The organism is uncultured Shimia sp. (assembly GCF_947493595.1).
Lineage (GTDB): Bacteria > Pseudomonadota > Alphaproteobacteria > Rhodobacterales > Rhodobacteraceae > Shimia.
The window spans coordinates 75051-85423 of record NZ_CANLRL010000002.1 but is presented as its reverse complement, the minus strand read 5'-3'; the positions used below and the strand labels follow the sequence as shown (position 1 = coordinate 85423).

The following is a 10373-nucleotide window of genomic DNA, read 5'->3' as shown; positions in this document are numbered from 1 at the left end:
ATGCGATTTGCGCCATTTGTCCTTGTTGCTGCGCTGCTTTTGGCAGCGGCAGTGCGAGATGGCGTGGATCGCTGGGTTGCTGAAACCGTTTTGCCCAATCTGATCACGGATACGTCGGTGCAAGTGGTTGATCGCGATGGAAAACTGCTCAGAGCCTACACCGTTGAAGACGGCCTTTGGCGCATGGGCAGTTGGTTGGATGCCGTCGATCCGAGTTACATCAAGATGCTGGTGGCTTTTGAGGATCGGCGGTTCTGGTCGCATGCCGGTGTCGATTCTTTCGCCGTGTTGCGGGCTTTCGGTCAAGCCGTTTGGAACCGGGAGGTTGTTTCTGGTGGATCGACTCTCACTATGCAAGTTGCGCGGTTGCTTGAGGATTCTGGTACGGGTGCCTGGCACGGCAAGCTTCGTCAGGTGCGGGTGGCCTTGGCGTTGGAAAAACATCTCTCCAAGCAAGAGATTCTTGAACTTTATCTGTCCCATGCACCCTTTGGCGGAAACCTCGAAGGGGTCCGCGCGGCGACTTTGGCATGGTTTGGTAAAGAGCCCCAACGGCTGACCCCAGCGCAGGCCGCGTTATTGGTGGCTTTGCCGCAAAGTCCCAATGGACGGCGACCTGATCGGCACCCCGAAGAGGCGGCCGAGGCGCGGGATCGGGTGCTGCAACGTGCTGTTGTAGCAGGTGTTTTGTCCGAGGACGCAGCCTCCACAGCGATGCTGACACCGGTGCCAAATCAGCGGCGGGATTTCCCGAGCATCGCGCCGCATATGGCGGATCGGGCTGTGGCGGCGCGACCGGAAGCGGTGGCGCATCAGGTCACTTTGTCTCGGGACTTGCAGATGTCGCTGGAAGGGCTTGCTGCAAAAGCCTTGCGCGGATTGGAAGACCGAGTGTCCATCGCTTTTGTGGTGGCTGATCACCACAGCGGGGAGATCCTCGCGTCTGTGGGGTCTGCGGGGTTTTCCGGGGGTGATCACCGGCAGGGATTTGTTGATATGACGCTGGCCAAACGCTCGCCGGGGTCCACGCTTAAGCCATTGGTCTACGGCCTTTCTTTTGATCAAGGGTTGGTCCATCCGGAGACGCTCATCAGCGACACGCCAATACGATTTGGCACTTATGCGCCGCAGAATTTTGATGGGCGGTTTCGAGGTGAATTGCGCGTGAGGGAGGCTTTGGCGCAGTCGTTGAATCTGCCTGTGGTTTTACTGACGGATGAGATTGGACCCGCCAATTTGATGGCTGCCATGCGCAAGGCTGGTACGACGCCTGAGGTGCCCGGTGGGGTGGCGGGATTGGCTGTTGCGTTGGGTGGTGTGGGGCTGTCACTTGAAGAGTTGGTGCAGTTGTATGCGGTGATTCCTCAGGGCGGACTGGCGCAGGATTTGCGCTGGCGAATAGGGGGAGAAACTTCACAAAAGCAACGGGTTATGAGCCGGTCAGCGGCTTGGCATTTGGGCGATATTCTTTCCGGGATATCGCCGCCAAATGGGGTGCCGCGCAATGGCTTAGCCTATAAAACCGGGACGTCTTACGGGCATCGCGATACTTGGGCGATTGGGTTTGATGGTCAGCATGTGGCCGGGGTCTGGATTGGGCGGCCGGATGGGACGCCTGTGCCGGGAGCCTTTGGGGCAGAGGTGGCCGCGCCGGTACTGTTTGAGGTGTTTCAGCGCATCGCGCCGGAGCTTGCGCCGTTAGGACCCCCGCCGCCGGAGACTTTGATTGTCAGCACAGGCCAACTGCCTGAACCGCTTCGGAAATTTCGTGGTCGTAATGCGCTTTTTGAAAAGCCTGAGGACGCGCTGGCAGTGGCCTTCCCGCCCGACGGGGCGACCTTGGAAGGCGGAAACAGCGAGGTCAATTTGAAAGTCAAAAACGGTGCCTTACCCTTCACCGTGTTGGCCAATGGCGCGCCTGTTGTGCGGCAAAGTCGGATGCGGGAGATGGTGGTGCCGCTGACCGGCAAAGGCAGCGCAACGGTGACGGTGATTGACGCCAAAGGTGCATCAGACCGAGTCACGTTTTGGGTCGATTAACCACTGGTTTTGCACGTCGGTTTTGCGTCGGTATCACGACTGTTTTGCGGAGGTGCGCCATTTGACAGGGCCAAAGGCGTTAACCTTTGGCCCCACGCACTGTTTGGATGACGCTATCAGATGCGCTCAATCGCAATGGCGATGCCCTGACCGCCACCGATGCACATGGTGATGAGACCTTTGGAACCGCCGGTGCGGTCCAGGTCATACATGGCTTTCACGGTGATGATCGCGCCGGTCGCGCCAACCGGGTGGCCGAGCGCAATCGCGCCGCCGTTTGGGTTCACTTTGACGGGATCAAGACCAAGACCTTTGTTCACGGCAATGGCTTGCGCGGCGAAAGCTTCGTTGGACTCAATCACGTCAAAGTCGGTGATCGAAAGACCGGTTTTGGCAAGCAGGTTTTCCACCGCCGGGACGGGACCAATGCCCATGACCTCCGGACGCACTCCAGCGTGGGCATAACCCAGCACGCGGAACCGAGGTGTCAGGCCCGCTTTCTCAGCGGCTTCGGCACGGGCCAAAACAATTGCGCCAGCACCGTCGTTGATGCCAGAGGCGTTGCCAGCAGTGACACGGCCGTCTTTCTTGAAGACAGCGCGCAGTTTGCCAAGACTTTCCATAGTGGAGGCGGTTGGGTGTTCATCGCGCGCAAAAGGCACCATGTCGCGTTTCACTTTGACATCAATTGGCACAATCTGATCGTCAAAATATCCGGCCTCGATGGCGGCGGCTGCGCGTTGCTGAGAGGCAAGGGCAAAGGCATCCATGTCTTCGCGAGTGACATCGTTTTCATCAGCGACGTTTTCGGCGGTGATACCCATATGTCCGGTGCCAAACGGGCAGTTCAGCGCACCAAGCATCATGTCGAGGGTTTTCACGTCACCCATTTTCTGGCCCCAGCGCTGGGACTGCATGATGTAGGGGCTGCGCGACATGTTTTCCGCACCGCCTGCGATGGCAAAGTCCGCGTCCCCCAGCATCAGAGATTGAGTGGCGGATACAATAGCCTGTGCACCGGAGCCGCAAAGGCGGTTCACGTTCATGGCTGGGGTGGTGTCCGGGATACCCGCCTGCATCGCCGCGACGCGGGATAGGTACATGTCGCGTGGTTCGGTGTTGATCACATGGCCAAAGACCACGTGGCCAATTTGACCACCTTCCACGCCCGCGCTTTCCATGGCCGCCTTGGTGACGGTGGCGCCCAGATCAATGGGGGCGGTGTTGGCAAGGGATCCGCCAAAGGTGCCAATGGCGGTACGCGCGCCGCCGAGAATTACGATGTCCGACATCTGTCGTCTCCTCATGAAATCGTGTTGGCCACAGTATGCAGTCGCAGCATCTGCGAGTCAGGTGGAACGGTGCGTCACAGTTTCAGCGCCCGTAGTCTTACGGAGGTGTGTTTCGCGGTTTGATTGACAAAAGGTGGCAGATTCCCGCATTTGGGGGCATGAGTGACGATCTGCCTATCTTGGAACTTTTGCCCGCGCGGTTGCGGGAGGCCCGCCGTGCGCAGGGGCTATCGCTGGACGCGGTGGCGAAACTCTCTGGTGTAAGTCGGTCGATGGTGAGCCAGATCGAGCGCGGCGAAAGCAGCCCCACAATTGCCACTCTGTGGAACCTGACGCGGGCGTTGCAGGTGGATTTTGCGGGGCTATTGGATGCGGATGCCGGCGACAAGGTGGATGTGTTGCGCGCGTCCGATGTGCCGCGGTTTGACAATATGGGACATCTCTGTCTCATTCGGATTCTGTCGCCACCCGAAGATGTTGGGGGGCATGAGGTCTACGACATCACTTTTGAGGCGGGCGGCAGCCTGAAAAGCGCGCCGCATACCCGAGGGGCGACTGAGCAGCTGACCGTGCTGTCCGGTGCCGTGTCGGTGACAAGTGGCTCGGCGGCGCAGGCGTTGGCTGAGGGTGACACCGCGCGTTATGCAGCGGATGTTGCCCATGCGATTGAAGCGACAGAGCCCGCGCGGGTGTTTTTGATTGTGAAGAACGCATAAGCGGCGATTTTGCTTGTTCAATCGCTTAACGTGTCCATCGCTTTCGAAATGCCAAGATAATTTCGACTACGATCCAGATTGTTAGTGCCGGCACGATCCACATTAGAGCAAAGATCACCTGGTACCCCACCGAGAAAAGCCCGTAGACCGACGGTCCAATGTCTAAGCCCAAAATCATACAGGGTTGGGGGCCTGCTGCGGAAATTGTGCACCCCATTCCGGTAACAAAGGCCGCGACAGCAATCTCCAAAATAATGATGATGGCGGGCCAAAACACGCAAAGAGCAATAATCACGCGACGGTTCATACGGGACCTACTTAGATGGATGCAGCGTTAGCTTAGTCCATTGACTGCACCGAACCAATAGCTGCGCCTTGGCCGGCAGCGTGCTGCCAATTTCATGTTATGATGGGTTAGGGGGTTTTCAAATAGTGGATTTTTGTCCGTTATAGTGCATTTCCCTCTTTCCGGATGTAAATCCGTTATGATAGATGATCGTCCATCATTATGGAGAACCCCCATGTCTGACGCTTTCTTGACCGACATTCGCGACACGCTCACCACCATTGAGGCCGAGGGGCTGATGAAGACAGAGCGTATGATTACGTCGCCGCAAGGTGGCGAAATTCAGGTGGGGGAGCGGGAGGTCATCAACCTCTGCGCAAACAACTATCTTGGGCTGGCGGACAATCCGGCGCTGATTGCGGCGGCAAAGGAGGCGATGGACCCGCGTGGGTTTGGTATGGCCTCGGTGCGGTTTATCTGTGGGACGCAGGACATTCACCGCGAACTGGAGCAGAAGCTGGCCAGCTTTTTGGGCAAAGAGGATTCGATCCTGTTTGCCGCTTGTTTTGATGCCAATGGCGGGTTGTTTGAGCCGCTGTTGACCAAGGAAGACGCGATTGTGTCGGACAGTCTGAACCACGCGTCGATCATTGATGGCATCCGCCTGTGTAAGGCCAAGCGCTATCGTTATGCCAACAATGATATGGCGGATTTGGAAGCGATGTTGCAGCACGCGCGCAACGAGGGTGCGCGGCATATTATGATTGCCACGGACGGCGTGTTTTCGATGGACGGCTATCTGGCGAACTTGCCGGAGATCACGCGATTGGCCAAGAAATACGACGCGGTGGTAATGGTCGATGACTGTCACGCCACCGGGTTTATGGGGCCTAATGGGGCCGGCACACCAGATCACTTTGGCGTGGACGTGGATATCCTGACCGGCACTTTGGGTAAGGCGCTGGGCGGGGCGATTGGCGGCTATATCGCCGGGCCGCAGCCGGTGATTGACCTGCTGCGTCAACGAGCGCGGCCCTATCTGTTTTCCAACTCTTTGCCGCCCAGCATTGTGGCGGCCGGATTGGAAGCGATCCGCTTGGTGGAAGAGGGGGCAGAGGACCGGGCCCGATTGCGGGAGAATGCGCAGTATTGGCGGGCCGGGCTGGAAAAGCTGGGCTTTGACATCCTACCGGGCGAGCATCCGATTATTCCGGTGATGCTGGGTGAGGCGACACTGGCGCAGGAGATGGCGGCGAAGCTGTTTGAGGAAGGGGTCTATGTGTCCGGCTTCTTCTTCCCGGTGGTGCCACGCGGGCAAGCGAGGATTCGCACGCAGATGAATGCGGCTCTGACGCGGGATGAGTTGGACCGGGCGCTGGCGGCTTTTGGTAAGGTGGGCAAGGCGCTGGGAATTGTCTCATGAGCAAACCAAACACCATGACTGCGCTGGAGAAATCCAAGCCTGAGGAGGGGCTGTGGATGGTACAGGCGCCGGTGCCGGAGATTGGACCAGATGAGGTGCTGATCAAGGTCAACAAGACCGGGATTTGTGGCACGGATATCCACATCTGGAACTGGGATGACTGGGCCAGTGCGACGGTGCCGGTGCCTATGATCACGGGCCATGAGTTTGCCGGTGAGATTGTTGAGATGGGCCGCAATGTCGAGGGGCTTGAGATTGGTCAGCGCTGTTCCGGTGAGGGGCATATCATCGGCCATGAAAGCCGTCAGGCGCGGGCAGGGAAGTTTCACCTCGATCCGGGCACGCGTGGCATTGGGGTGAACGTACAGGGGGCGTTCGCGCAGTATTTGCGCCTGCCGGCGTTCAATGTTGTGCCCTTGCCGGATGATATTCCTGATGAGATTGGCGCCATTTTGGACCCGCTGGGCAATGCGGTACACACGGCGCTGAGCTTTGATTTGTTAGGCGAGGACGTGCTGATCACCGGCGCGGGGCCGATTGGCATCATGGCCGCGGCGGTGGTGAAACATGCGGGCGCGCGGCATGTGGTGATCACCGATATCAACCCAGACCGGCTGGCGTTGGCAGAGCACGTGGTGCCCAATGCGCGGGCGGTGAATGTGGCCACCGAAGACCTGAACGACGTGATGCATGAGCTTGGCCTGAAAGAGGGCTTTGATGTGGGGCTGGAGATGAGCGGCTCGCAAATGGCGCTGGATCAGATGGTCGAAGCGCTGGTGATGGGGGGTAAGATTGCATTGCTGGGCATTCCACCGGGCAAGTCGCCGGTGGATTGGAGCCGCATTGTGTTCAAAGCCATCACCATCAAAGGCGTCTATGGGCGCGAGATGTTTGAAACGTGGTACAAGATGATTGCGATGTTGCAGAACGGCTTGGATGTCAGCCGGGTGATCACGCATCAGATGCCTGTTGGGGATTTTAAGGCAGGGTTTGCGGCGATGAAAAGTGGCAAGTCGGGCAAAGTTGTGCTGGATTGGACCAGCTGAGGGAGCGTTGCCCCCGGCCCATCGGTGATGGGCCTCCCCCAGGATATTTGGGAACTGTGAAAGCTAAGGCGGCTGTCTTCGGGTAGTCAGCCGTCTCGGCGTTTGTCCAGAAAGGCGCGGATTTCTTCGAGCAGCGGCAGAGCTTCGGCGATGCGCTCTGGCGGGAAATGCTCCGCCACATCCATCATGTCCGGGCCAAGTGCGGCGATGGCGTCTTCGCGAAATTGCCGGCCAGCCTCTGTCAGCATGACGCATTTGGAGCGCGCGTCCTTGGGGTTGGGCTCCAGCGTCACCAATCCGGCTTTGCTGAGGCCGGACAGAGTGTGGGTTAGGGAGGTTTTGGGCACTTGGAGTGCGGTGGCGATGTCCATTGGCGTGCGTCCGTCGCCCAGTCGTGTCAGGTGATTGAGCACGGTGAAATGGGACACCAGAAACCCGTCCGGCAGACGGGTTTCAAACAGGCGGCTTGAGAGCTGATTGATGATCCCCACTTCATTGAAGAAGCGAAACAAAGTTGGGACTGTCTGCTCAGGTTTGGGCAAGTTTTGCCTCCAATGGCCAGCGTGGACTTGGCGCCACCCGGGGACCGTATCCGATACGTCCCAGCATTTGAACCGTTCCGCCGTTTGGCGCAAGCCGGTTGTGAATGGTGTGATAGGCACTGTCCATTTCCGGGTACTCTTGCAGCACTTGGCTCAGCGGTTGCAGGCCAAGGCCAAGGGCGGTTGTGGCCAGGTTGACCCGTACCCAGTTTTGACCGGCGATGATTTGGTCCACTCGCGTGTTGGTTTCCGTCGCCAGCCAGATATGTCCCATGGCGGTGTCGGTGTTGGCAAAGACCGCATCCAAACCAGCCTTATAAGCCGTCGAGGAAGTGTCGGTTGCGGTTTCGCGGGTGAACATGCCGGTGAGATGCAGCGATTCAAACAAGGGGCCGGAAAAGTCGATGCCGTCGGGGTTGGCGTTGACCTCTCGATGGCCGATGCGGAACAGATCCACACTTTCCTGATAGGTGTTTGGCGTTTCAACCTCGATCTGGAGCGCGGTATGGGTCAGCTCCCGCAACTCTGCGATGTCTTCAGCATCCACGGATCCGCCAAACTGGACGCCAGGGTCAATTGACTCGGAGAGCTGTGCCAATGCGGATGGATCAACAACACGGGTGGTGTCAAACGGCTCTTTGTTGGAACGTCGGGCCATCACATGGTGGAACAATGGATCGGGTTTTTGGCTGGCATCTTTGGTGAAAACCGCGTGGGCAATGGGGCGGGCGTCCAGGTGGGAGTCGTCTTGACCTTCGGGGAAGAGTGTCAGGTCAACCCGATAGCCTTCTTGTGCAGCGGCGATGCGCATGACCTCAAGGAAGCACCCCAGACCAATGGTGATTTGGCGATTCAGCGGATCGGTTTCCGGCAGCATTTTTTCCAGATCGGCAAAAAGGGTGACTTGGTTGTCTTTGGAGAGATCCACCATCCAGGGCTGTCGGTTATGTGGATTTGGGGCCAGAAGCGCAAAGGACAGCGCCTTTTTTCGGGGGTCTGCATAGGTGCCAGCCAGGGCCCAAGGCGCAATGGCCTGATTGGGGCGGCGGGTGACCGTAAATCCAGTGGCGGCAGCTGCCGTGATGACGCCGCCACCAATCAGGGCGAGCGTTTTTCGACGGGTGATATTCATGGGGTGACCTCCATTTGTGCGATATCGTACTAAATAGTGCGATGTCGCACCAAGTCAAGCGCGGGCGAGCCCAAACTGCATTGGGTGTATTATTTAACAAGCGTACTGTTGAATCTTGATGCTTGTGTTCCCATTTAGGGACTGAGGATAGAGGACGCGGTCCCGCCTCCGAGAGGCTAAAGAAAAGGCGCTCGTCACCGCTCCGATAAAGGAGACTCCCACATGCTCATTGCCTTTTATGTCATCCTTGTCATCGCGCTACCTGCAGCCATCGGGGCGCAGTTGGTGATGAAGAATATCAACCGCAAAGACCCTGTTGGCGGTTTTATGTTGTTGTTGCTGGCGGCTGTGCCAGCGCTTGCCTATGGGCTGTATGTTCCGGAAGGCCTCATTTTGGACTTCCGATTTGATTTGGGTGGGCCTGGTGCCTACGGGCTGGGTGTGATGATTGGTGCCGTGATTGGCGCGATTCAGCGCTGGGCACCGCAACGCGCCTAAGGGGCTCGCTGGACTGGCGTATTCGTGGTAGCACAGCCCTGCGTTTCAGGAGGCAGGGCATGGGCGTGATCCGGCAAGCAAGACAGGCTGACCAAGAGCGACTGTATGAGGTGGTAGTGCAAACCGGTAAAGCCGGGAATGATGCAACGCCTCTGTATCAAGACCCCAACATGCTTGGACATATTTACACGGCGCCTTATGTGGTTTTGGCGCCGGAATTGGCGTTTGTGGTGGAGATAGACGGGCAGGTTGAGGGCTATGTCTGTGGGGTGGCGGACAGCCGCGTGTTTGAGGCGCAGCTTGAGGTCAAGTGGTGGCCTGCGTTGCAGGAGCGGTATCCGGCGCCGGATGAGGCGCGGCGGAAGCGGTGGACCGAAGATGAGCGGCGGGCGGATTGGATACACAATCCTTTGCCAACACCAGACTATGTGGTCACGCCGCATCCGGCGCATTTGCATATGAACTTGATGCCGAAGGCACGTGGCAGCGGGCTGGGGCGGCGGCTGTTTGACACCTGGCTGACTGCAGCAAAGGCGCAAAGCGTGGGGCCGGTTCATATCGGCGCTGACCCGAAGAACGATGGTGGCATCGCCTTTTGGCGGGCGATGGGGTTTGAGCGGTTGCGGCAGCCCGATGGGCGATTTTCGGAGACCTCTGTGTGGATGGGGCGGCCATAGGCGTTGTGTCACTCAGTATTGGGATCCAATATACATTTGCCAATGTTTCATGGGGAAAGACGAAGGACTTGTTTGCGCTGGCCGCTCCCCCTAGGGTGCATGTCGCAAAGTGAATAGATGTTCACCGCGCCAATAAAGCCAGCCAACGGGACACCGAGCCACATGCGCGAGAAGATTTTAGACGCCACCGCAGCGATGCTGGTGGCACATGGCACACAAGCGTCGATGAGCAAAATTGCCAAGCAGGCGGGCGTTGCGACCGGCTCGCTCTATAATCATTTCGAAAACAAAGATGTGCTGATCCGTGCGGTGTATGAAGAGCTTGGCGTGATCGTTGAAAAGGCTCTGGTGGCCGGGGACGATCCGGACCAACCGGCGCAGGAGCGGCTCAAGGCGTTTATTGATCGGCAAATTGATTTTGTCTGGTTTAATGAAAACAACGCGGACTTGCATGAATATCTGTCCAACGTCCCGTTGTTGCCGCGCGAAGAGGTGCTCGACAGTTTCAAACGGACGTCCGACTTCATTGCGGAGCTGCTGCGTCAGCTGCAGGGTGAGGGTTGGGTGATCCCTGGGGATGTTGGGCTGTTTGGCGGCTTCATTGGCGGCGGCATTCGCAACACGTTGAAGTGGCAACGCTCACTTGGGGTGACGCTGACGCCGGAAATGCGGGCGCAGGTGCACCACCTTTGTCTGCATGGGCTGCGCAAAGACACCTAAG

Annotated in this window: 10 protein-coding genes; 7 read left to right on the top strand and 3 right to left on the bottom strand. The window is 58.1% G+C overall.

Annotation, left to right across the window (positions count from 1 at the left end; all coding sequences use genetic code 11):
- Nucleotides 1-2040 (top strand): penicillin-binding protein 1C, encoded by a 2040-nt coding sequence (gene pbpC, locus Q0955_RS05985; RefSeq protein ID WP_299421277.1) that lies wholly within the window; start codon nucleotides 1-3, stop codon nucleotides 2038-2040.
- Nucleotides 2041-2156: 116 nt separating this feature from the next.
- Here the strand turns inward: pbpC and Q0955_RS05980 are convergent, their stop codons facing one another.
- Entirely contained in the window at nucleotides 2157-3332 is a 1176-nt protein-coding gene (locus Q0955_RS05980; protein WP_299421274.1) for an acetyl-CoA C-acyltransferase family protein, read from the bottom strand.
- Between the two features lie 158 nt (nucleotides 3333-3490).
- Between Q0955_RS05980 and Q0955_RS05975 the strand changes: the two genes are divergently transcribed.
- The 3 genes from Q0955_RS05975 to tdh all read left to right on the top strand — a co-directional run bounded on the left by Q0955_RS05975 (nucleotide 3491) and on the right by tdh (nucleotide 6803).
- Nucleotides 3491-4048, top strand: coding sequence for an XRE family transcriptional regulator (locus Q0955_RS05975; RefSeq protein WP_299421271.1), 558 nt, complete (start codon nucleotides 3491-3493; stop codon nucleotides 4046-4048).
- A gap of 521 nt (nucleotides 4049-4569) precedes the next feature.
- Entirely contained in the window at nucleotides 4570-5757 is a 1188-nt protein-coding gene (locus Q0955_RS05970; RefSeq protein ID WP_299421269.1) for a glycine C-acetyltransferase, read from the top strand.
- A gap of 14 nt (nucleotides 5758-5771) precedes the next feature.
- Nucleotides 5772-6803, top strand: a complete 1032-nt coding sequence (gene tdh, locus Q0955_RS05965) for an L-threonine 3-dehydrogenase (RefSeq protein WP_299423189.1) — start codon at nucleotides 5772-5774, stop codon at nucleotides 6801-6803.
- Nucleotides 6804-6889: 86 nt separating this feature from the next.
- Here tdh and Q0955_RS05960 read toward each other — a convergent pair whose 3' ends face one another.
- Both Q0955_RS05960 and Q0955_RS05955 read right to left on the bottom strand, forming a co-directional pair.
- Entirely contained in the window at nucleotides 6890-7345 is a 456-nt protein-coding gene (locus Q0955_RS05960) for a MarR family winged helix-turn-helix transcriptional regulator (RefSeq protein ID WP_299421266.1), read from the bottom strand.
- Nucleotides 7332-8477 carry a twin-arginine translocation pathway signal protein gene (locus Q0955_RS05955; protein WP_299421264.1) on the bottom strand — a complete coding sequence of 382 codons (1146 nt, stop codon included), beginning with the start codon at nucleotides 8475-8477 and terminating at the stop codon, nucleotides 7332-7334. Before Q0955_RS05955 ends, Q0955_RS05960 begins: the two co-directional genes overlap by 14 nt.
- A gap of 222 nt (nucleotides 8478-8699) precedes the next feature.
- On the opposite strand from Q0955_RS05955, the gene Q0955_RS05950 reads away from it, so the two are divergent.
- The 3 genes from Q0955_RS05950 (at nucleotide 8700) to Q0955_RS05940 (ending at nucleotide 10372) form a co-directional block, all read left to right on the top strand.
- Entirely contained in the window at nucleotides 8700-8975 is a 276-nt protein-coding gene (locus Q0955_RS05950; protein ID WP_299421261.1) for a hypothetical protein, read from the top strand.
- Nucleotides 8976-9034: 59 nt separating this feature from the next.
- Nucleotides 9035-9652: a GNAT family N-acetyltransferase gene (locus Q0955_RS05945; protein WP_299421259.1), complete on the top strand. Its 618-nt coding sequence runs from the start codon at nucleotides 9035-9037 to the stop codon at nucleotides 9650-9652.
- Nucleotides 9653-9814: 162 nt separating this feature from the next.
- Nucleotides 9815-10372 (top strand): TetR/AcrR family transcriptional regulator, encoded by a 558-nt coding sequence (locus Q0955_RS05940; protein ID WP_299421256.1) that lies wholly within the window; start codon nucleotides 9815-9817, stop codon nucleotides 10370-10372.
- Nucleotide 10373: the final 1 nt, after the last annotated feature.

Bases quoted from the DNA above. Each gene is read 5' to 3' on its own strand.
- Q0955_RS05975 (WP_299421271.1), top strand. From the start codon at position 3,491: ATGAGTGACGATCTGCCTATCTTGGAACTTTTGCCCGCGCGGTTGCGG.
- Q0955_RS05970 (WP_299421269.1), top strand. From the start codon at position 4,570: ATGTCTGACGCTTTCTTGACCGACATTCGCGACACGCTCACCACCATT.
- tdh (WP_299423189.1), top strand. From the start codon at position 5,772: ATGACTGCGCTGGAGAAATCCAAGCCTGAGGAGGGGCTGTGGATGGTA.
- Q0955_RS05940 (WP_299421256.1), top strand. From the start codon at position 9,815: ATGCGCGAGAAGATTTTAGACGCCACCGCAGCGATGCTGGTGGCACAT.
- Q0955_RS05980 (WP_299421274.1), bottom strand. From the start codon at position 3,332: ATGTCGGACATCGTAATTCTCGGCGGCGCGCGTACCGCCATTGGCACC.
- Q0955_RS05955 (WP_299421264.1), bottom strand. From the start codon at position 8,477: ATGAATATCACCCGTCGAAAAACGCTCGCCCTGATTGGTGGCGGCGTC.
- Q0955_RS05945 (WP_299421259.1), top strand. From the start codon at position 9,035: ATGGGCGTGATCCGGCAAGCAAGACAGGCTGACCAAGAGCGACTGTAT.
- pbpC (WP_299421277.1), top strand. From the start codon at position 1: ATGCGATTTGCGCCATTTGTCCTTGTTGCTGCGCTGCTTTTGGCAGCG.
- Q0955_RS05950 (WP_299421261.1), top strand. From the start codon at position 8,700: ATGCTCATTGCCTTTTATGTCATCCTTGTCATCGCGCTACCTGCAGCC.